The sequence below is a fragment of the Micromonospora mangrovicola genome, from assembly GCF_047200535.1.
Taxonomy (GTDB): domain Bacteria; phylum Actinomycetota; class Actinomycetes; order Mycobacteriales; family Micromonosporaceae; genus Micromonospora.
The window spans coordinates 1-22,714 of the sequence record NZ_JBJZOG010000068.1 but is presented as its reverse complement, the minus strand read 5'-3'; the positions used below and the strand labels follow the sequence as shown (position 1 = coordinate 22,714).

General features: G+C 69.8%; 11 protein-coding genes. 2 read left to right on the top strand and 9 right to left on the bottom strand.

All coding sequences use genetic code 11. The annotated features are described in order from the left end of the window. Positions 1-168 precede the first annotated feature (168 nt). Genes ACL02O_RS23605 through pglW form a run of 6 tightly spaced genes read right to left on the bottom strand, consistent with a single transcriptional unit; the run spans position 169 to position 17,761 of the window. Positions 169-2,283, bottom strand: coding sequence for a DEAD/DEAH box helicase (locus ACL02O_RS23605; protein ID WP_412820324.1), 2,115 nt, complete (start codon positions 2,281-2,283; stop codon positions 169-171). Continuing rightward, positions 2,280-3,557 (bottom strand): BREX system ATP-binding protein BrxD, encoded by a 1,278-nt coding sequence (brxD, locus tag ACL02O_RS23600; protein WP_412820323.1) that lies wholly within the window; start codon positions 3,555-3,557, stop codon positions 2,280-2,282. Before brxD ends, ACL02O_RS23605 begins: the two co-directional genes overlap by 4 nt. After that, positions 3,554-6,292: a BREX-2 system phosphatase PglZ gene (gene pglZ / locus ACL02O_RS23595; protein ID WP_412820322.1), complete on the bottom strand. Its 2,739-nt coding sequence runs from the start codon at positions 6,290-6,292 to the stop codon at positions 3,554-3,556. Before pglZ ends, brxD begins: the two co-directional genes overlap by 4 nt. Next, positions 6,274-10,002 carry a DUF6079 family protein gene (locus ACL02O_RS23590; RefSeq protein WP_412820321.1) on the bottom strand — a complete coding sequence of 1,243 codons (3,729 nt, stop codon included), beginning with the start codon at positions 10,000-10,002 and terminating at the stop codon, positions 6,274-6,276. Before ACL02O_RS23590 ends, pglZ begins: the two co-directional genes overlap by 19 nt. Then, complete coding sequence (gene pglX, locus ACL02O_RS23585) at positions 9,999-13,547, bottom strand: BREX-2 system adenine-specific DNA-methyltransferase PglX (protein WP_412820320.1); 3,549 nt, start codon at positions 13,545-13,547, stop codon at positions 9,999-10,001. The genes ACL02O_RS23590 and pglX overlap by 4 nt, the downstream gene beginning before the upstream one ends. Beyond that, positions 13,544-17,761: a BREX system serine/threonine kinase PglW gene (gene pglW / locus ACL02O_RS23580; RefSeq protein ID WP_412820319.1), complete on the bottom strand. Its 4,218-nt coding sequence runs from the start codon at positions 17,759-17,761 to the stop codon at positions 13,544-13,546. Before pglW ends, pglX begins: the two co-directional genes overlap by 4 nt. Positions 17,762-19,040: 1,279 nt before the next feature. On the opposite strand from pglW, the gene ACL02O_RS23575 reads away from it, so the two are divergent. After that, on the top strand, positions 19,041-19,289 hold the full coding sequence (locus ACL02O_RS23575; protein WP_412820318.1) for a helix-turn-helix domain-containing protein: 249 nt from the start codon (positions 19,041-19,043) through the stop codon (positions 19,287-19,289). Between the two features lie 58 nt (positions 19,290-19,347). Here the strand turns inward: ACL02O_RS23575 and lexA are convergent, their stop codons facing one another. Both lexA and ACL02O_RS23565 read right to left on the bottom strand, forming a co-directional pair. Beyond that, positions 19,348-19,998: a transcriptional repressor LexA gene (lexA, locus tag ACL02O_RS23570; RefSeq protein ID WP_412820317.1), complete on the bottom strand. Its 651-nt coding sequence runs from the start codon at positions 19,996-19,998 to the stop codon at positions 19,348-19,350. Positions 19,999-20,325: 327 nt separating this feature from the next. Next, the gene (locus tag ACL02O_RS23565; RefSeq protein ID WP_412820316.1) at positions 20,326-21,204 is read right to left on the bottom strand and encodes an O-acetyl-ADP-ribose deacetylase; all 879 of its coding nucleotides are present in this window, start codon (positions 21,202-21,204) and stop codon (positions 20,326-20,328) included. Between the two features lie 409 nt (positions 21,205-21,613). Between ACL02O_RS23565 and ACL02O_RS23560 the strand changes: the two genes are divergently transcribed. Further along, complete coding sequence (locus ACL02O_RS23560; protein ID WP_412820315.1) at positions 21,614-22,084, top strand: transposase family protein; 471 nt, start codon at positions 21,614-21,616, stop codon at positions 22,082-22,084. 233 nt (positions 22,085-22,317) lie between these two features. On the opposite strand, the gene ACL02O_RS23555 is transcribed toward ACL02O_RS23560, so the two are convergent. After that, positions 22,318-22,714 (bottom strand): hypothetical protein (locus ACL02O_RS23555; protein ID WP_412820314.1); only part of this gene is annotated, 397 nt, incomplete at its 5' end.

The window sequence follows — 22,714 nt, the reverse complement described above, 5'->3', positions numbered from 1 at the left end:
ACAACCTGCTGCTAGGCTGAGTGCCGCAGGAGGCCCCAAGTGGGTTCCCGCGCCCGCCTTGGGGCCCGCTCATGCGGGCCCTTCGTGCGTTTGGCGCGGATCGGGTTTCAACAACCTGGTACAGACGCCCTGGATCTGTCGGCTGACCGGATAGCGGGCGCCTTGGGGTCAGATCTGAACAAAGCGGGTTCGTTCCTGGAGCACCCTTGCGGCACCGCCGGTGCCGGCGAGCCGGGCGGCCAGGGTCGCCGTCGCCAACCTCGGCGGCAACGCAGCACTGAACTTGAGCCCGTCCATCGCCTTCTCGCTCACGTCGGGCAGGCAAACGCGCTGCTCGGCGTCCGCGGTCAGCTCTCGCCATGCGGCCGGCGTGAGATCCTCCCGCAGTCGGATCTGGCAGTCGTCGAACCGATGGATTGGGTCGACCACCTCGCCGAGTGTTGCTGCCAGGGTGGCGTTGGCGCGGAATCCGGCCCAGGTCCACCAGCGCAGGTCACCGTCTTCGTCCCGGCTGATGACGTTGCCACCGGGGTGGACCAGGGACGATCGCTCGTCGCGCTCGCCGGCAAGCCTGTCGGTCGCGCGTTTGGTCAGCCGGACGGGTGGGTCGCTGCCCAGCAGCACATCCCGCATGGCTCGGGTCAGCTCGAAGCCGAGGCCTGCCCAGCCGCGGTTCGTCCAGCGGGCCTTGCCGCCGCCGTCTGCGGGTTCCACGTAGCAGCGCCGGCGGCGCCAGTCGACGTACGCCACACGCCAGCTCCGCCCGCCGAGGAGCACGCGGCGGTCACCGTGCGCCTCCTCGGTCAGCAGGCTCGGATCGATCCGACCAAGGTCCGCGCGGCCGTACAGGACGGTGAATTCCGGTGGACTGGTGAAGACGGTCGTCATCTCCATGAAGTGCCGATGGCCGAACCGCTTCTCCGCCTCGGGGCCAATGAACAGCATGTCGCCGTCGACGTCCAGGAATCCGTGCTCCACCAGGAACCGCACCATCGGCTCGGCGCTGCGGTCGAACGGGGAGAGCCCGTTCCACCACTGCTGCCACAAGCGGTCGCCGACTCGGCCCTGTTGAAGGCAGAGCGCGAGGATCTGCTGGGCGACGATGTGGCGTGGCTCGGGGGGTGCTGTCACCGGCTCCACCCAGCCGCGCCCCCACAGCAGCATCAGTGCGGCGGCGGCGACTAGCGAATCGCCGTCGCGGGCGAGCACGAGACAGTTGCGGACACTGCCGGGTCGACGCCCGGTGCGGCCGAGCCGCTGGAGGAATGATGCGACTGTCGACGGGGCGTCGATTTGGATGACGCGGTCCAGGTCGCCGACGTCGATGCCGAGTTCGAGGGTGCTGGTGGAGACGATGACGCAGTCGCGCGCCTCGGCGAACGCCTGCTCTGATCGGCGTCGCTCGTCGGTGGACAGGGAGGCGTGCGACAGGAAGGTGGTGACCCCCCTGGCTCGTAGGAGTTGACCCAGTTCCTCGACCGTCTGCCGGGACTCGCAGAAGACCAAGCGCTTCTCCCCTGCGTGCATGGACGCGATGACGGTGGCGGCGTTGGCGAGCGAGCCAACGTAGTCCAGTTCGATGTCTCCTGGCGGTGGCCCGGCCACAGCGTTCGGGTGGATTCCGGGATCCTTCGGCGCGATGACCCGCCCGGGGCGGGTGCCCTTTCCGGAGCCCTGCAGCCAGCCGAGTAGCTCTTCCGGGTTGCCAACGGTAGCGGACAGTCCGATTCGCTGCACCGGCGTGCCGATGACGCGGGCCAGCCGCTCCAGGACGGCTAGCAGGTGCCAACCGCGGTCGTCGCCGGCGAATGCGTGCACCTCGTCGACGACGACGGCGCGCAGGCCGGAGAAGAACGACCGGTGGTCCACGTTGGGGCTGACCAGCATGGATTCCAGCGATTCGGGGGTGGTCAGGAGGATGTCGGGTCGGCTGGCCAGGATCGCCCGGCGCCGCGGGGCGGTCACGTCGCCGTGCCAGAGGGCGGTTCGCCGGCCCAGCCACTCGGCGTACCGCTCGAGTCGGGGCAGCAGGTTGTTCAGCAGCGCCTTGAGCGGGCACAGGTAAACCACGGAGGTGCCGGACCAGCTCTCGGTGGCCATCCGGGATAGCAGGGGGAAGACAGCCGCCTCGGTCTTGCCGCCGGCCGTGGGTGCGAGCAGTAGTGCGTCGTCGCCAGCGAGCAGCGGGTCGACGGCCGCCTGCTGCATCGGCCGCAGGTCGGGCCAGCCTAGCGAGTTGACGATGTGGTAGACGACGGCCGGGTGGAGTTGGTCGGCGGTCACGGCAGGTCCAGCGACACGTCGTCGGCGCTGGCTGCGTTCCGCTCCACCTCGGTCATCTCGGCGGTGGACAGGGTCAGTGCGTAGTCGGATCTGGGGTCGAAGTCGGGGAACTGGTCAACGCGGTCGAGCACGTCGCCGATCAGTTTCTTGAGGAACAACCGGGGCGCCACGCCGACCTTGCCGCCGAGTCGGCCGGTCAACGCAGCGGCGAGGTCGGCCACGTATGTGTCGTCGACGAGTCGGGCGATCCGGTCCGGTTCGGCGGCGTCGGCGGCGAAAATGTCGCGTACCCGCACGCCCAGCTCGCGCAGCGTTTCGGGGGTGAAGCCGGGCAACCGCAGCTGCACGGCGCGCGGGTTGTCAAAGCGAGCGTCGGCGGTGAAGTCGGTGGCCAGCCGTTGCGCCAGTGGTGCCAGCCGCTGCACCCCCTGTGGCCCGTCGAAGAAGGCAGGAGTTCCGGTGATCAGCAAATAGAGCCCCGGGAAGCGGCCGGAGTCCACCTCGTCGATCAGCTGGCGCAGCGCGTTCAGTGCCTTGTCACGCACATCGGATCGGGTCCGCTGAAGGGTCTCCACCTCGTCCAGCACCACCAACAGCCCCGGGTGTCCACTGTCACGCAGGACGGTGAGTAGGCCCTGAAGGAAGCCGAACGCGCCGAAGTGGTCGAGCTCTCCGCGTACGCCGGCGGCTCGGCGGACAGCTGCCGCAACCTGTGGTTGGCCGCCCAGCCAGGCGACCAGCCCCTCGGCAGTCGCAGGATCATCGCGGTGCAGCGCCGCCCGGTAGCCGCGCAGTGCGGCGGCAAAGGCGGGCGTGGTGCGGGAGACCTGGGCCAGTCGGCGCTCCAGCACGGCCTCGGCCGCGTCGCCAGCTTCCTGGTCGAGTAGGAACAGCCAGGCATCCAGCACCGCCCGCAGCGCCGAAGCGGGGAACTCAGAGGTCTGCAGCGATTCGCAGATCCGCCGGTAGACGGTCTCCAGCCGATGTAGCGGCGTCTCCGTCTCGGAGATCTGTACCTCGGCCACCGCCATGCCTTGGCGCTTGGCCCGCTCGGCGAGCCAGCGCGCGAAGAAGGTCTTGCCCGAGCCGTACTCTCCCCGGACCGCCTTGAAACCGCCACCGCCGGCGGCCACGGCCGCCAGCTCGGCGTCCACGGCAGGCGTGAAGCGGTCGAGGCCCACCGCGAGCACGTCCAGCCCGTTCTGCGGTACGGTGCCGCGCCGCAAGGCGTTGATCACTTCCTGGCGCCGCCGCGTACTGAGCTGCAGGGTCACAGCGTGACCCCGAACTGGTCCCTAAGGAGGGTGGTGTCTAGTACGACGGTGCTGCCGTCGGCGTCGCGGCTGAGTACCGGGTACTGCTCGACGTTGAGCAGCCGCTGGGCTTGGGACAGCGCCCCGGTGAGCTGGACCGTGGCTACCCCGAGCGCCGCCGCGGCGGACTCGGGGTCGAGCCGGTACGTCGGGGTGGCGAGCAGGGCGGACAGCAGCCGGGCCACCTGATTGTCCGTGATCGCTGCCCGGGCGGCGCGCTTGCGCTGGTCACGGTAGGTAGGCGAGGCGAGGACGGCCGCGGCCACATCCGGCTGGCCCGGCTCGTCGAACAGGGTCGGTGCTTGCGAGGTACGTGGGGCACGCGTGCCAGCCTTCGTCGGCGCCGCCGGTGCCGCGGCGGGCGTCGTGCCGCCGTTCACCGGGCCGCGCCACCAGGACGGGGATTGCGGTGGCGCGAGCCGCCAGCCGTCCGGCGCCTCACCGGGGGCCAGGACGCTGACAGGCACCACGACCTCGGCCGGGGCCGCGCCACCGTGGTAGCCGGCCTTCAGCGGCCCGTACCGCAGCCGTTCCGAGACCGCGAGGACGGCATCTCCGCCGTGCAGCAGCACTCGGCGGCCGCGCGCCCGGACCTCACCCTCGGCCGCCGGTTTCGCCGGGTCGACTGGCCGCGACCGGTTGCTGGACGCGCCGGTGGCGGGGCGGGTCTGTCCCTGCCGCCGCTCGACGACGTGGCCGTGGTCGGAGGTGAGAACCACCAGCCGGCCCGCGGTGCGGGCGCGTTCCAGCAGCGGGCGCAGGTGCTTGACGGTGTCCGCGGTCCACGCGGTGCCGCCTGGGTCGGACCGGTCGAGCGCGTCGTCGATCGTATTGAGGACGCAGGCCACCAGGGCTGTGCCCGCGGTGTCGTCGATCGTGGCGGCCACGTCGTGAGCGAGGGCGTAACCTGCGGCGCTGGAGTCCAGGGACACCTTGTGGAACAGGCGCACGGTCAGGCCGTGCGCTTTTGCCAGCGCGCCCAGGCCGGAGGTTTCTGCCGGCTGCTCGCCGGTGGTGAGCGCGCCGCTGAACAGGCTCGCCCGGCACACGGCGGTGAGTGAGGGCAGCGGGGCGACGGCTGCGATACGCCGGTCCCGGTCATCCGGCAGGCACTCCAGCCAACTGTCGTAGCGGCGGATGACGTCGTCGATGACTTCCGTGGCGACGGCTTGGCTCATCCCGTCGGCCACCACCAGCAGCACCGGCCGCTGCCGCGCCAGCGGCAGCACGACCTTGGGCAGGAGGTCTTCCAGGTGGACCAGCCCGGCCGGGGCCGGGGCATCCTGCTCGACGTGTGTCGCCAGCGCACGGCCGAACGCCTCGTCGTGGGCGTCCCGCCGCAACCGGGCCGCGTCGAGCACGGCGCGAAGCCCCTGCGCGAGCGTTTCGTCGTCCACCCCGGTCCACGCCTCGGCGGCGGCTCGGTCGGCCCAGGCGTCCTCGTCTCGCTGCCGGGCCGCCATGTCGCCGAGGTCGCCAGCGGTCGGTGCCGACCGGCTCAGCCAGCGCGCCAGGCGGACGCCGGCCATCGCTCGTGGCACCCGTACCTCGTCGGGATGCTGAGCCAGTGCGTGGCCCTCTACCTGGCTGCGGGCCTCCTCGACTGCGGGCAGCGCGGGCGGGTCTACCAGGGGACCGTCCGGGCCGCCGGCGGCTGCCCGGGCCGCGGTGCGTTCGGCGCAGCGCCGTAGCGATTCCCCGAGGACGGCGAGGCGGGCGGTGAGGCCACGCCGGATGATCGCCGATTCGCCGGCGAAGGAGCCGGCTTCGACCCGGTCGAGGAGGGTCTCCGCGCGCGCCAGAACCCGCGCGGCGGCGTCCGGCTCGGTCGAGATCACCTCCCGGGTCACCAGCTCGGCCTGCTCCGCCCACACCCCGAGGACGTGCTCTGGAAGCTGGCCGCCCACCTCCCGGCCGAGTAGGGCGCGCGGACCGGAGCTGGCTGGCGTCGCGAGTACCACCCGGGCTACCAGACCCATTGGCACGGTGTCGGCGGCGCGGCCGTCCCGCAGCAGCGGGAGTACGACGGGGGCGCAGCTGGCGCACCGGTCGGCGGCCCAGGCGAGTAGCGCGTCGACGAGCGCGTCCCCGGCGATGGCCCGCAGGTCCGCGACGGCGGTGGCGGCGTCGGCGCGGGTGCTCCAGCGCAGCACCACGGGTAGGTCCACCGGCTCGCCCGCCTGTCCGAGGCTCAGCCGCAGCGCGGCCATGGCCCCGAAGGCGTGGTCGGCGGTGAGCAGGCCGACCCGGGCCGGTGGCCAGCCTTCCGGTGGAGCTGCGGCCAGCAGCCCGGTGGCGATGGCTTGGGCGGACGCGGCGGTGATCAGGCCGTGGTCGACGCGGGTGGCCGCGAACTTGTCCTGCACGGCGGCCCACGGGTCCGGGCGGCGTAGCCGTTGCCAGGCCAGGTGGGCGGTGATCCCGAGGCCGAGTTCGGTCTCGTCCCGGTCGGTGAGCACGACCAGCCATCGGTCGGCGCCGCGGTCGAGCAGCGCCTCCCGCACCGCCAGCGCTGACTGGCAGCGCACCACGCGGACCGGTGTGCCGTTGTGGTCGAACTCGTCCGGGCCGGCCCACTCCGGCTTGGCCTGCACACCGAGCACGCCCCCGGCGTAGCGCTTGCGGGCGGCTTCGTCGAGCAGGGCGGTGATGACCGGCAGGGTCGCTGCGGCGAGCGTCACTCGTCGGCCCGCCATTCCACTGTGAACGGGCGCCCGGCCCGCTCGGCGGCGAATGTCCGCAGCTGTGCCACCGTCTCGTCCAGGTCCTCGCGGTTGGCCACGGTACGCGATCCGCGGGTCGACCGCCGCTTGCCGTCGTCCCCACCGCCACCGCGCGGATTGTGGCCGCCACCCGTCGCCCCCAGCGCCCACCGGAATGCCTCGTCCTCGGCGCGCTTCAGCGCGACTAGCAGGGACTGCGCCAGCTCGTCTGCGGCTACTGCGTCGCGCAGCCGCTCGGTGATGCCGCGGGCGGCGATGGCACGCTCGCCGGAGTCGCTGGTCGCGGCCTCCTGCACCGGCCGCAGCCGCTCCCACGGGAAGTTCGCCAGCCCCGCAACAAGGTTCTGTGCAGTTGCCAACGACTTCGCGGTGGCCTGCGCCGTGCCGGCGAGCTCGTGGCGGGCAAGCGCCTCCACCAGCGCCACGCGGTCCCGGGCGCCGGTCAGCGCGGCCACAAGTTCATGCGCGGACCTTGCCGTGGCCAGCCGGCCGGTACTCGCGGCGGCGTCGATTCCGAACCGCTGGTAGACCCGCTCCAGATCGGCGACGAGCTGCGCGGCAGCCGCCTTGACGGCCGCCGCCCGCTCACTGACCGCCTGGGTCAGCTCGGTCACCGCCTGGCCGGTCAGGTACGGGTTGGCGACCGTGCCGAACAGCACTCCCGCGCGCGCCACCGCGGCGTCCCAGTCACCGGCAGCCGGCAGCCGCTCGGGTCGCAGCTCCATGTCCGGCGCGAGCGACCCGGGCGCCGGGGCCGGCACCACCGGCGCCTTGTACCGGTACCAGGCGCGGGTGTGCAGCACCGCCCAGGCACAGATGATCAAATCGGTGACCTCGGGGCGCAGGCCGGCTGGCGGCGTGACCGCGTTAATCCAGTCGCGCAGCCGCCGAACCTCGACCGGGTCCGCGGGCGACAGGCCGTCGCGGCCCATCGCAGTGGACAGCAGCATGTCCCACCGGAACCGGTCGGAGCCGAAGAGGAAATGAGTCTCGCCCATGTGGCCAACACCGAGCGGGTTGGCGACCCGGCGTACCGCCTCACGCTTACCCGGCTCGATGAAGGCCCGGCCGTCGGGATCCTGCCGGGCGGCCTCGACGGCAGCCAGCACAGCGGCCAGGTCGGCACGGGTCACCTCCCGCTCCTCCGGCTCGAACCGCGGATGCCCCGGGAAGGTCGCGGCGAACGCCTGCTCCACCAGGTTGCCGAACGCGGCGGCGAGGTCGTGCCCGACCGGGGCCGCCGGGTCGAACTCCCGGTGCAAGCTGAACAGCACCCGGTCGTGGCCGTCCAGCCGCTCCAGCGTGCCGGGCGTGGCCGTGGCTGCCCCGTACGCCTCCTGGACCGCGCGGCGCAGCCGCTGCCGCAGCGAGTCCCGCTGCGTCTCCAGGATGATCCGGGCCTGCACCCGATCCGCCTCGGCGAGGTGGTCCGAATGGGCGGTCCACCGCTCCCCCGAGCCGCCAAGCAGCCAGTCCAGGATGACCAGCCGGCCCAACTCGCGCCGCCGCTCGGTACTGAGGAAGTGCGGAACCCACACGACCGTACGCGTGGGCTTACCCGCAGACTTCAGGCCCTCGACGCGGTTCAGGTCCTCCAACGAGCTGTGGCCGTCCTCGTCGAACGGGTAGTCGATGACGAACCGCCAGGTGTCCGGACCCGCCTCGAACGCCCCGTCGGTGAGCCAGTTCCGGTCCCGAATGTTGCCGAACACCACCTCGATCTCGCGCCGGGACCCCCGCCAGGTCCGCGCCTGCCGGGAAACGCCGAACGCGTCGCCGTCGATGTCCTTCAGCTCCAGCTCATCCCAGATGAGCCCCTTGAGCGTCTCGCGCCGGCGGCCGTCGTTGTCCTCGCCCTTGGCGCGCTCGACGACGCTCTCGTAGTCAACCTCGGCGATGCGTACCCGGACGACGGGGTTACGGGTGTCTCCCGTGATCTGGATCTCGGGCACGGCCGACTGCCAGCGGCGCAGCTTCGTCAGGGCCAGCTCGCCCTCCCGGCCACGGAACGCTGGCGCGGTGATAGACCCGTGGTTGAGCGCGGCCAGCCGGGACGGCGTCAGCTCCTTAAGCGCCGGCACCTCCGGCGCGACAGCGGACAGCGCGAGCGTCTTGACCAGCCGGTCGTCGGCCCAGAAGGGGTGCTCACGGGGCAAGACGACGAGGTCGGCCTCGGCCAACTTGTGCTCGCGTAGCAGCTCCGGGCGCAGCTTCTCCTGGTAGAGGGTGCGGGCGTTCTTAAACCGGCCAGCCATCTCCGGGGTCAGCGCCTGATTGCCGTCAACCACCAGCTCAAAGACGTCGCCGACCGGCACCACATCATCGATGGTCAGGTGGTCCCGCTGGCGCACCAGCAGCTGCTGCATCACCTTCAGCGCGGTGCGGTCACGCTGCATGGCCGAGGCGAGCGTACGCAACGTCGAAACCAGGGCCGGGGAGAACGGGTACGTACGCCGGAACGCCAGCTGGTCGGAGCCACGGTGACTGTCATCGGTGTTGACTCCGTCCAGCAGCACGTCCCACACCTCGGGCCGGCGGTCGAGCTGCTGGAACGCCTCGTCGAGGGTCTCCCTCGCGGCATCGTCCTTCGGCTGGAGCAGCCGCTTCTCCGCCACGTACGGCAGGTTGTCGTCGCCGAGCACGATGGGCAGGAATCGCCCCTCCTGATGGCGGAACGCCTTGTCCAATGCGTCCTGCTCGGCACCGGCACCGCCGCCCATGTCAACGAAGTAGCGGCGCAGGTCAAGCTGCCGCGCCACAAAGGACGCGATCGGGATGGCCCGCTCACCCAGTCCTGACTCGACCAGCTTGGTGATCTTCTGGGCTTCCCGGCCAAAGAACTCGCGGTCGCGCACGGCGAACGACAGCCACAGCACCAGCTCATCGAGGAACATGACGATGGCGTCGTAACCAAGCCCCTTGGCGTGCCGGGACATTGCCGCCAGGCCCTCGTCCAGCGTGACGAACTCACCCGTCTGGGTAAACGATGTGAAGTAGGCGCGGACCAGCGCCGAGACCAGCCTCTGCCGGGCCTCGCTGCCCGAGGCCGCCGCCCGCGCGGCGTCGTAGGACTCCGCCGTCCACGGCTCGTCTCCCTCGAGCACACCGGACCACTCGTCAGCAACCGCCACGTGCTCGTTGAGCCCAGCGAGGAACGCATCGTCGCCGAGGCGCTTGCGCATCCGCTCACCATCGACCAGCACCGCATCGCTGCGATGCACCGCCGGCAGGTCGCATCCCGGGTGCAGCGCCAAGATCTGGGCCACGTACCCACCGAGGATCGTCTCCTCGATGCTGCGCGCCTCTAGAAAGTGAAACGCCAGCCGCAGGATCTTCCTGTTCGCCAGCACCGAATCGTGCCGCGCGACCGAAGGCTGCAGCTCCGGGATCGCCCTGGCGGCCGCCTCCCCGCCGAGCAACGCGTGCAGGACAGCCATGAAGTGGCTCTTGCCGGAACCGAACGAGCCGGACAGGAACGCCGCCCGGCTCTGGTCGTCCTGGATCGCAGACGCAACCAGCCCGAGCGCGGAGTCAAACGCCTCGGCCAGCGCGTCGGTGACCACGTACTCCTTGACGGTCCGAGCCAGCCGGCCCTTGCCGACCCCCTCGGTCAGCCGCAGCACGTAGTCGTCGGCACCGGCAGTCTCCGGGATGTGGATGATGTCCCGCAGCAAGATGCTCATGCTGTCTTCGCCTTTCGTCCACGACCACGGCGGGGCGGGGCTGGGCGCCAAGCGGCCAGCTGCTCGCGGGTGCGCTCCACCTGCCGGCTGCGCAGGTCGAGCTGCTCCCGGAAGAAGTCCGCCGCAGACGCCCCGCCGTAGAACGCGTCCCGTTCGGTGTGCCACTGCTCCACCCAGGGCAGCAGCTCCGCGAGGCCGGCCACCAGCGGGATCAGCTTCTCGTCCGGGGCACCCTCGGCCTCCCGCCACCGCAGCAACTGGTCGAGGGCGAATGCCTGCTGTGAATGATCCCAGCCGGCCCAGCCGAGCACCGGAGTGGGGTCGTTGTCCCGGCCCGCCTCGGGATAGAGGATCAACCGCTCCTTTGGCACGTCGAGCTTGTCGCGATGCGTCCAGTACGCCTTTCGTGCAAAGTCGGGCGAGGTGTACTTCTGCGGCACCGGGATCGGCGGGTTGTCCGGACCAGTGCCGAACTTCTCGCCCTGATCCTCCCGGCGCTGCAACGCCCAGGTGTGCTCCCACGCCTCCCGCTTGCGCAGCCCGCTCTCCGTGTACCGGTACGCGGCCAGGTAGGGCACCGCCTCGTCAGCCAGTAGGCGCTGGAGGGTCGTCACCGCGGGCACGTCTGGGCGTCCCTCCCATAGGGCCAGCACCGAGACCAGGTCGGGGTCACGATTCACCTCGTCGGCTAGCTGGGCGATGCTCCGGGGAGTAGGCGCGCCGGCCCGGTCGAACCAGAACCGCCTGTCCTCAATGCGGTCCAACAGCCAGCCGCGCAGCGCCCGCTCTTCCTGTCTTTCCCACGGCTCGGCCGCCCAGCGCCGCTTGTACTCTGGGCGCTCCAGCAGCCGCAGATAAGGGTGCGAGTCGATCAGCTCGATCCGCCTTCGCACGAGGTCACGGTAGGCCACCGGCCAATGCGTCGGTATCTCGGTAATCGGGGTGGACCCGTGCCGCTCGAACCAGGTCGCCTGTTCGGTGCCATCGGCGACTTGTCGGGCCAGCACGATTTCAAACGCCCGCTCGCCCAGCGCGAGCACTGGCAGTTCGTCGCCAGAGTAGGTGAGGTCGTCGTCGATCAGGCCGTACAGTCGATAGACCTCCCAGTCCAACTCCTCCTGCTGTGCAATCATTTCCGCTCGGACGCGGGCGTGCGCCCGTCGCGCGCCGTCGAGCGTTTCCCGAGAAGGGGTACGCGCGATGACGGTTGCCGCCGGGCTCAACTCCCCGAGCCGTCGCGCTAGCCCGTCGAGCACTCGCGCCCGATCCAAGGGCAGCGCGTGCGGCACCGGAAAGTCCTGCAACGTCGTGCCGGTGAACTCGTAGAACCTCTCCCAGACATAGCGTGCTGTTGAGCGTTCGCCGCCGCGGTTTCCCTTGTCGTGGCTGTTCTGCTTGAGCCAGAAGCAGGCGACTGAGGAGTTCAGTAGTCCAAGCGCCGAGAGAAGATCTTGCTCCGAATCGAAGATCAACACAGGAGCGTGACTATTGGAGAGCAGTCCTGTACTCCGCGCCGCGTGGAAGTGGGTTCCAAGGTCGCTGAAGTTGAGGCTGGTCTTTCCGACCCGTTCGACGAAGAGCATAGAATATGCGAACCATGGCAGACCACGTTCTAGCTGCGTCTTGCCGAACGCAACGCGCTTACTCAATAGGCATCGCCAGGGCCAGAGAAACCTAATGGTGTCTGGTTCCTCGACTGGCGCAAGATTGTCATCATAGGGGAAAATCACATAGCTGTGTGGCGTCTGGGACCAATCGCGAACGTCCTCGCCCGTCAAGAAAGGCTGCGCTTTGCCAAGAACCGGTCGAATAGGGCGTTGTTCGGCTTCATATACCGGGTCAGCTCTAGTAAGGGCAACAGCGCCCCAGCCGCGAAGCGAGGATCCCAATCGCGAGTGGACAGCCTGCTGGAGTTGTTCGGAAAGAGCTACGGCGCCGCCGCCGGAAAGGGACCAGGGGTGAGTGGCAAGGAACTTGCGGCCGAGGTCGGCGATCGTAAGCCATTCGTCCGAGTAACCAGGCTCGTCGACATGCTCGGTTAATGCCGTCCACACTAGGCCCTTGGCCGGCACCTCGGGACGGCCAGGTTCGCCGCGCACGCCCAACACTGCCCGCACCGTATTGCCAACCGGTCGGCGGTTGCACCCGACTAGGATCACCGTCGGCGTGCCGTGCCCCGGAATGTAGGCGCCGGACGTGTCCGCGACCAGGCGCAGATCCTTGATTGTCAGGAACTTCTCAATCAATGGCACGCCGAACTCGCGCTTCATAAACGAGTTGCTGGTGATTTGCCCGACCCAGCCCGGCCGCTCTCCGTGCTTGGCCAAGTCGAAGAAGCGCTCCATGAATGGTACTGTCAGCGGATAGGTGCCCTTGAGGTAGCTGAATCTGCGGCGATACTCCTGGTTTAGCGCTTTGTCTTTCACTGTGATGTAGGGAGGGTTACCCACCACCACGTCGTATCGCGCGTTTTGCAGAACTTCGCCGAGTAAGGCGAGGTTCTCGGTCGGGTACACGTACGTGCCAGCCGTACGGTGCGCGTCGACTCCAAGTCCCAGTTCGAACTCGTCCAGTCCGTGCAGCAGCGAGTCGCCGACCGCGAGGTGATAGTTGAAGGCTGGGGCGTTCTCCAACATCTCGTCGCCGGACGCCTGCATGGCGGCGATGGTGAGCCGGAAGCGGGCGATCGCCACCGCAAATGGGTTCAGGTCCACCCCGTGGATCGCGTCCAGCGCCTTCTGCACGCGGGCCCGCCGCTCCATCCCTGGGGCATGCCGCTCCCACCGCTCCCGCAGCCGGGCGAATGCACCAAGCAGGAAGTGCCCAGAGCCGCAGGTCGGGTCGATCATCTTGAAGCCCTCTAGCGGCCGATCCTTTAGCGCTGGCGCCAGTGTGCGGTCGAGGATGAACTCCTCCACGAACACCGGCGTCTGGAGCAGTGCGTACCGCGACTTCGCCTCATCGGACAGCTCCTGATAGAGATCGCCGAGGAAGCGGGTGTCCAGCGACTCGTCGGACAGGTCGCGCAGCAGCTCACCGTCCTCGTCGCGTTCCCGCCAGAAGGCAAGCAGCCGGGCCGCCGCGTCGCCGGATGGGGTGACCAGCCACAGGGCCGATGTCTCGTCCACCAGATCCCGGGTGGCCGGCATCCCCGCGAGGTACTTAATGGCATGCAGCAGCCACTCCCGGTCGGTGACGTCCGGGTTGGTGCGCGCCTCGCTACGCAGGAACTCGGCCTGGGCAGTCAGCGCCTCCTGCCGGCGCTCCTTCGGTCCGGAGATCCACACCTGCTTGACGAGCTTGTTGTCCTCGGCGAACCGGATGAACACGGTGGTCAGGATCCAGGCGACGGCCGCCTGGGTGACACGGTCGTCGGACCACTCCTGCCAGGACCCCGCGGTGCGCCCGCACTGCAGGGCCTCCTGGTGCTGGTCGCGCCATGCCCGATCCACCGCCGGCTGGGTAGCGACCCGGCGGCGCAGGTCGTCCTCCAGCGCCTTCAACTCGGCGCGTAGCTCGCCGGTCAGGCGCTCCTCAGCCGTCATGCCTTCTCCCTTTCCACCGTCGGTGCGCGCAGCCAATCGTCGTTGAGTCGCAGGAACTGCCCGCCGTGGCCCAGCCGCAGCGGCACGCCGTCCAATGCCGCGCCGGCCCCGGTGGTCTCCGGCAGCAGCAGCCACACCGCCTGCCGGCGGCGCGTCGTCGGATCGGCCAGCCGGGTCAGCACCTCGGCGTGCCCATACCGGGCCAGCGGCGCGGCGTCGGTGACCAGTACCGGTCGGGTTCCCTCGGCCGCGTCGTCGGCCGCCTCGGCGATCGCGACCTCGACTGCGGGGATCACGGCACGGACCAGAGCGGCGAGGCCCTGTGCCGGGCGGCTGCCCGCCTCGGCGGCGTCGGCCGCGCGTACCGCATCCCAGGGCACGCCGCGGCGGCCGGCCTCTTCGCGCAGGGCCGCGAGCAGGACCGACGTCACGTCGACCACCCGCGCGTGGTGCCGGTCGGCCAGAGTTCGGGCGGCGGCGTCGAGCCGCTGCGGGGCGACGCCGAGGGCCAGGAACGCGCGGCTGCGTACGCTGTCGACGAGCCTCGCGTCCTCCTCGGTGGCGGCGGCTCGGGCGGCGGCGCCGGTGACTTCGATGGCCACCACCGATGCGCGGCTGGCCAGCGTGGTGTCGCTGCGGCGGGATGGCACCGCGTAGTGCTCGCCGTCCCAGCGCAGCGGCAGCCCAGCGTCGCTGACCACCCGGTCCAGCCGCGGCCTGGCGGGCAGCGCCGGCAGGTCGGGGAAGCGGGCCCGGACCCGGTCGGCCAGGTCCTGCACGGTCAGCTGCTCCGAGGGGGCCAGCCCGCCGAGGGCGATCCGGACGGCGGCGGCCAGTTCGAGGTCGCGGTCGTGCAGTTCGCCTCGGCGCGACGCGGCGGCCCGAGCGGACAGGCGCGCCGCCATCCGCACCAGTCGCACGTCGTCCGGGGTAGCCGACCCGGCAGGCAACACCGGACGCAGCCGGGCCGCTGCCCGGCCCACCGGCACGATGTCCTCGCCGGAGTCCACAGCCCGAACGACCAGGTCGTCGGCGTGCCCGCCTAGCGCGTCTGCGATGTCGAGCAGGGCCGGCTCGGTGGCCACAAGGTGGCCTCGGCCGCCTCTGCGGCGGCGTCGCACGATCGGCGGCGTGTCGCCGCCGCCCCGCTCCACGATCTCGGCGCGGTCCTGGGCCAAGCGCAGCAGCCCGGCGACGATCCGGACCGACCGCGGGTCCTCTGACGCGGGCGCCAGCGCCGCGGCGACATCGTCGGCTACCGCCAGGCCGCCCAGGCCGGCGAGGGCCTCGTAGGCCCGGTCCAGGATCGCGTCCAGGCGGGTGCGGGCAGCGGCCTCAGCGGCCCAGGTCTCCTGCAGGTCGGCCAGCGCCCGCGACACCTGCGGCTGCCCGCCAAGGCCGAGGACGGGGGCGAGGTCGGTCACAGAGGCGAACGCGTCGGTCGTGGCCGTATCGTCGTCCAGACCCAGCAGACGCCTTACGTACCGCTGACGGGTGGGGGTGCGGGCCACTTGCAACAGCAGGTCGGCGGCGCTAGACGGGTCGGCGATCGGGTCAGCAGCGGCCCGGTCGGGCGTCGACACAAGGCCGGCCGCGGGGCCGAACCGCTCCCGCCACTGCTTGGCCCGGCTGCGCACCTCCCGCCGCGTGGGATCGGCCACACCGCGCAGACGCGACAGCTGCCCGGGGTCGACGGCGGCGAGGTCGCCGACGGTGTTCAGCCGCAGCGGCTCCAGCGCCGACAGGGCCCGAGCCGACAGGCCGGACGCCGCCAGCGGGGTCGAGGGCCGGGCCGCTGCGGCGACATCGTCGGCGTCCTTGGGAACAGTGGTGGCCGGATGAGTGAAGACGGCACGCCACGCCCCCAGCATTTCCGTCGCGGTGTGGAAGCGCTCGCGGGCGTCCCGTCGCAGTGCGCGGCGGAAGAAGTCGACCAGCGCGCTGGCCACGCTCGGGTCGAACAGGCCGGGATCGATCGTGGCCTCGTCGGGAATCACTGCCGGGTTAGAGCGGCCGTCGCCATAGCGGGGTGCTTGGCCGGTGGCCATCTCGAACAGGGTGACTGCGGCCGCGTACCGTTCGGCGGCTGAGTCCCAGGTGGGCCGGGCTGCAGCGCCGAGGAACGGGTCGAGGTACGGCGGGGTGCCGGCCTCGATTGCCGAGGCGCCGGCCCGCGACAGCGAAAAGTCGAACAGCACCAGGTGCTTGGCCCGGTCGCTGCGTTGCTCGCGTACCCCCAGGTTGGCCGGTTTGATGTCGCGGTGGTCGACGCCGGCCTTGTCGAGCGCCACAACCGCTTCCAGCACGTCGGTGCCGTAACGCTCCAGCAGGTCCAGCGACAGTCGGGGCCGCTCCCGCAGGACCTCCGCGAGCGTGGTTTCACCCGCGCTCTCCAGCAACAAGGCGGTGCGGTTGCCCACCCGCAGCGGCTCCGGCTCCACTAGCCGGATCAGCCGCGCATGGTTGACCTTCGCCAGCGCCGTCAGCACCTCGGCCTCGCCACGCAGACGGGCCGCAGCGGCGTCGTCGAGCGCAACCTTGAGCACGCGGCGCTCGCCACCGGCCGTCCGGTCAGCCACCAGCATCCCGACCGCGGTCGAGCCCGAGCCCAGCCGGCCCACCAGCTCAAACCGCTGGCCAAGCAGCATGCCAGGGGCCGCCTCCAGTGGGTCTGTCACCACCCCGGCGGCGCTCGCCTGGGTCTCCCGGTCTACCTGATCGAGCTGGGCGAGGAAGGCCTGCACGTCGCTGAGCCGCTCGCCGACCACCGGCCGGGTTGCATTCAGCACGAGCTGTCGCAGGCTCGCGGGCACTTCGGGCACATCGGCCACCAGGTCCAGACCGCCGTCGCGGGTCAGTCGGTCCCGCAGGTCGAGGGCGCTACCGGCCGGCGGACGCCCGGCCACGATGTGATAGGCCAACGCGCCGAGGGCGAACACGTCCAGCCGGACCCGGTCAGCGTCGCGGTTCCAGCGCCCTTCGGGGGCAAGGTAGGCGTGCGCGCGCTGCTGTTCCGGGTCCGCAGCCGCGCGCCCCTCGAGTGCCGCGAATAGGCGGGTGGCCACTTCGCCGGAGGCGGGGCTGCCGCCCGGGGTGCGGCTGGCCCCGGCTTTGTCCGCCCCGGCAACCTGCCAGTCACCCAGCCGTACCTCAATCTCGTCACCGCTGCGTTGCACCAGAACCGCGGCCGGCGTCAGCCCGCGGTGTACCACGTGGTGGCGGTGGGCGTAGGCCAGCGCCTCTGAGAGCTGTCGGATCATGAGCACACGGTTGACCAGGGTCAGTGCGTCGCCGTGGTCGTCGAGCCACAGGTCCAGCCGGCGGGACTCGTCGTCACGGGGATAGACCAGCCCCACACCCAGCTCGTCCTCGACCAGGTCACGCGGGCACAGCACCCAGTCGTGGTGCAGCCGGCTGGTCAGCGCGTACTCCCGCTCGGCGAGCTGGTGGATGCCCCGCCGTTCGGCCTCGGAGGCGCCCGGCCGGCTGACGAAGAAGCGGATTCGGGCCTGATCGCGGCGGGCCAACCGGTGCTCGGCCGGCCAGTCCTGCCAGCCGTCCCCCTCCGCCAGAGGCGGGCCGACCAGCCGCCAGGAGCCCACCTCCCGCTCCCGGCGCAGCGCGAAGCCGATCCGCTCGAACAGGGCCACCAGCAGGTCGTCCTGGTCGATCAGTCCGGCCCGCTCGCCGGGCAGCGGCGGCTCCAGCAGCCGCTGGGCGATGCTGGGCAGACCGCTGCGCGCCTGCTGGTCATCCCGGCCGAACAGGTCGGTGGCCTCGCTGGGCGGCAGCGCGCACCGCCCGTCGGGTGCGTGCAGGAACACACTGTGCTGGATGTACGGGATATGCCGTGAACCCAAGTTCGGTTGCAGCTCACGCAACGCGTCGGTGATCACGCCCTTGAGCCGCTGGGCCTTACGCCGTGCGAGCAGCAGCGGCGAATCCTCGCTACGCCCAAGGCGCTGCCAGCGGTACGCGTTGCCGGTGATCGTGCCCTGGTAGTGCTTCAGCTCCACCAGGTGCAGCCGGCGCTCCCCGAGCACCAGGGCGTCAACTTCGTACCACTTACCGTCTCGGTCACGGAACTCGAAATTCGTCCAGGCGTGGAACGGGCTCCGGTCGGGCAGCAGCTCGCGCAGGTGGGCGAGCCCTTCCCGCTCGTGCGGAAACTCGGACGGCGTGATCTCGTGCCACCGCCGACTCTCCTCCCGCACGTCACACCACCCTGCTCTCTGCTCCAGCTCGTGCTGGTCGCCGACAGTCGGCGCCGGCCCATCCTGCCAAAGGCTGTCCAGACCGCGCATCGCCCCTACGGGCGGGATCACGCTACGGCACGTCGGACGAAGACGGGGACGCTCCTTCATCTGCCAAATCGCGGCGTCCGCCCATGATCTGGCCGGATTCCTCGGCATCGTGTTCGGGCGTATCCCCGACACGACGGCGGCCGGGTTCGATGAGACCGGGTGCTGGGGTGCCAGGTGTCTTGCATTGGGTGCACCCGGGCCGCATCGACAAGCACACCGCGATCACCTGCCGCGAAGCGCGGTGCGGAGGCCATCGACAACGCGGGGTACTCGGCCGGTTCTCCGGTGTAACGACGCCGGGGCACCACCCACCACGGTCAGCCGCAGACGGACCTCAACGCCGGAACACAGTGCAAGCTACGGCCGAATTCGGTACAGGGGAACGCGTCCGCCACGAGCTTGAACAGTTAGCTGAGTGGCGATGCTCCATCGCAGGAATCTGGCTACTGTCTCGTCAGCGATGTCGATGCCGAGCTTGTCGCTCGCCGCGTCAGCAAGCTTTGCTACATCGCCGGCGAATTCGCCCTCTGAGTCGGCCGCTGCGAGCACAGCCTGCCACACTGCCCGCCAGGCTCGGCGTCTTTGCGGGCTCCATGCGGTGGCACGTTGGTCGAAGGCTCGGAGCCGGTGATCTTGTGCGGGTCCCCGGGGTCGGGGCGGCGCTTTGGGGCGCGGAAGGCAGAGCTGGTAGGTGTTGCACTCCTGACCGGTGCCGTGGTCGATGACCTTCAACAGTCCAGCCTCTCGAAGCCATCTCAACGCGGACTGGATGTTAGCTCTGTTCGCTGGACGTCGTCCGGACGCGGTAGCGATGGCTGCCGCGATCTGAGTGGCTGACAGCGCTACTTTCATGGTCTCGTCGGCGGAGTCAACGAGTGCCTGCCAGACCGCGCGACGAAGGCGGGCCATTTGACCGGCGATCGTGTTTGCGCCGACCCATGGGGCGGACGGGTGGCGGTCGTCGAAGAGACGGTAGGCCAAGTGGCGGTCGACCATCCGATCGGGCTTTTGAAGGCCGGGTGCGCGAGCGGTCGGATTCTCGGTCACGGCCGCCCGGCCCCGTAGTCTAGGTCGAGGCCGGTTGCCCGAAGAAGCGGCAGCGTAGCGGCGATTGACAGCGACATCCGCTCATACTCAGTGCACTATCGTGCGCTGACAAGAGTTCCAACGGCTACTTGCCTGAACTCTTGTGATCGAGCCGCCGCCACCCGCCGACCTCGCGGCGCTCGGACATGCGATAGCGAAGGCCAGACAAGCGGCCAACCTCACCCTCGACGGCCTCGCCGAGCGCAGCGGCGTCTCGCGCCGGATGCTGGTCGACGTCGAACACGGCCGCAAGAACTGCACCATCGGCGTCCTGCACGCCATCGCGCATGCGGTCGATGTCCCGTTGGGCGCGCTAGCCCAAGCAGCCTGCACAGATAACCGCACGAACTAATTCGCGTCGTGCAGGGCGAAGGGCGGCACCGGAGTCGACGAACAGGCCTTGGCCTCGCCTAAACGCGACGTAGCACGCAGACGACCCTGCCGAGGATGACCGCGTGTTCGGCGGAGATCACCTCGTAGAGCGGGTTGCGGGGGACCAGTTCCACCCGACCGTCACGGGTCCGGTAGACCTTGACCGTCGCCTCGCCCTCGATCATCGCGGCGACGATGTCACCGTTCTCGGCGACCGGCTGGTGGCGCACAACGACCACGTCGCCATCACAGATTGCCGCCTGGATCATGGAGTCGCCTTTGACTGTCAGGGCGAACAACGTGCCGTGCCCTACTAGGGCGCGAGGCAGCGTCAGCTCGTCCTCGACGTGTTCCTCGGCGAGAATCGGGGTGCCGGCAGCGATAGTGCCGAGCACCGGAACTTTGACGCCCGGCTGATCTCCTCCGGTCGGTGCCATCCCAGCCTGCGCCCCGCGAATGTCGACCGCCCTGGGCGCGTTTGCATCCCGGCGCAGCAGGCCACGCCGTTCCAGCGCCTTCAAGTGGTGCGCCACTGACGAGGGGGAGTTCAGCCCGACCACCGCGCCGATCTCACGGACCGTGGGTGGATAACCGTGCTGCTGGATCCACTCCCGTATCACCGTCAGGATGCGCTGCTGTTTGGCGCTGATGTCGTGCGGCCCCGGTTCGACCTTGTCGGACGTTGTCACCCACGCACGATACAACGAAGTTTAGAACACGCGTACTAACGGACCTCAACACGCTCCTGGTTGCCAAAGCCTTGGCGCCAACGGGGCGGGCCCGGGCCCATGCGCAGGTCATAGGGCGCGGTCATGTCCAACGGCGGTGTGGCGCGTCGCGCCGAGGTCGCGAAGCGGCACGTCGCCACTTCTGTCACCAGCATTGTCAAGCAAGCGAGGCGATGATCTTCGATGCCGCTGACCGGCTGAACTACTGGGGGTTAGTGGTCGTAGGCGGCGAGTGAGCGCATGATGGGTTGACCGGTGTGCCCGTTGTGCCGGGTAGGTGAGAGTGGGTCAGCCATCCCGGAGTCCGTGGGATTCGCGTAGCGCCGCGTAGCGGTCGAGCAAGATCGGCACTCCCGTGTGCACCCACCACGGAAGGTGAACGGCGCCGGCGGACATGCCGTGGCCTGGGTCGAACTCGGGGAGGTATATCGCTGCGGTGTTGTCGTGCCACGGTGTGGATTCGCGGCTGGTGAGAGCTTCGCCAACGACCTGCTCGATGGTGTCGGTGATGAGCGTCCGCAGGGTGAACCAGTCGTCTGGCAGCGGCGTGTCGGCGAACCGCGCACGAAGTTCCCGCCACAGGTAGGAATCGCCGCGCAGGGAGTACTGGATCGGCTCGCGCTCGAACAAGGAGCCGACCGTGCCTGCGCCGACGGGCGGCGGACATTGGAGCCAGAGCGCCGCACGGATCTGCTTGTGCACGGCTTCGTCGAATGCGACGAGCCGTACCTCGTCGACACGGGTCCTGGCAGCCGCGATGGTCTCGATCGCCGCCCCGATGGCATCGGCACGCGGCCAGCCGAAGACGCCAGTGCTGATCAGCGGGAACGCGACGCTGCGCGCGCCGAGTTCGTCGGCGACCTTAAGCGCGCGCCAGTAACACGACACCAGCAGGGAGCGGTCGCGCTGCCCGGCGTTGTAGTTCGGGCCGACCGTGTGGATGACCCACCGGGCGGGCAGGACGCCTGCCGTGGTCCATCCGGCGTCGCCCGTGGCAAGGCCGTTCGGAAACCGGGCGATGCAGTCGCGCAGGATCGCTGGGCCTCCGCTGCGATGGATCGCGCCATCCACACCGCCGCCTCCGCGCATAGCCTTGTTCGCCGCGTTGACGATGGCGTCAACGTCCTGCGTCGTGATATCCCCGAGAACGGCGGTGATGACTGGCACACCATTAGTCTGCCCGTGAGCGCCGACCGAGCAGTGGCTACCCCCGGCCCACCGCTCCACCGCTCCCGCCGGTCGCCGGTGCACCGGGCGGGGGTCAGGTTCGCGGTGGTACCTCGCATCTACTGCCACTGTGATGCCTGTCTGCGCGGCTACCTGCGGACGGCAGGCTCCCGGTCGTGGGGACGGCTGAGCGTTTGACTTTGCCCTTATGAGCGTTTGGCCCTGCCCTTACCTGTGTGTTCAGCAGTTGTTGTTTGCCGTTGGTTCTGGGCTGTTTTCCGATCGGTGCTGGTCCGCTGGCCCGGCGCCGGACACCCCGAGACCCTGACCCTGCGCGATCGGTTGCTATGCACCCTGGCCTGGCTCCGTCTGACCCCTGCCCCACCGGGCCCTGGCCCTGCTCTACGACGTGGACCGCTCCACCGTGTCGAGCGCGCTACGTCAGGTCCGGCCACTGCTGGCCAACCGCGGCTTCGCCACCCCAACCGGGCAACGACTGCCCACTCTGGCCGACGCCCTCGCCTACGCCGGCGCCGAAGGACTTACCGTCCGTTTGGACGGCACCGAGATCCAGGTCCGCCGCCGGAAGGCCAACCAGCCCGGCAGGCGGGCGTGCTTATCCGGCAAGAAGAAACAGAACCCGATCAAAGCCACCGTCGCCTCCGACGCCCACGGCAGGCCGATGTGGGCCGGCACCATCCGCCCAGGCCGACAAAACGACCAGACCGCCGTGCGGACCGAAGGCATGTGCGGACCGAAGGCATCGATGTCCTCCTCGGCGCCTACCCGACGTTCAGTTCCTGGTCGACGCCGGCTACTGCGGACTGGCCAAGGATCACCTCGACCAGGTCATCGCCCCACCGCTAAAACCGAAGAATGACGCCCACCCGGCGAGGTCGCCGCCTACGAAGCCGTCCGCGAAGCCCAGTCCTCGCAACGTATCCCCGCCGAACAGGCCATCGCCGCGATCAAATGGTGGCGCACCCTGCAACGCTTCACCGGCCGCCGCGACGTCCTACCAGAGGTCATCCGAGCCGTAGCGGGCCTGGCCAGCGACCGGGCCGCAGCCCGATGTCCAACCCCCAACACCCACCATAATTGATCCCCAGGTCGTTACCTTTGCCGCTTTCGATTGCGCCCGATGGGGATGGGATCAGTGGCCGACGCGCCGTCCGGCTGCGGCTGTGCGGCAAGGTAGTAGGCGTAGAGCGACATGGCGTAACGGTCCAGCTGCTTGTTGAGATCCGAGGCCTCCCGTCGCAGGTCCGCGAGTTCTTGTTCGTGGGCGAGCTCCTTCTCGCGAGCAGGGCTGCGCCGGTTGCTGCCTAGCTGCTGAGCGAGGGCGGTGAACTTCTCGGTGATCCGGTAAGTGTTCTCTTCTTCCGCATCTTGTCGAAAGGCTCGGGCGACGGTGTCATGCCCAAGGTCGGTAATCCTTTCGATCTCGCGTTTGGTCCGGGGCCTGGCGTCGTCTGCGGCGATCACGTCAAGGGCCTCTGCGATTCGGCTC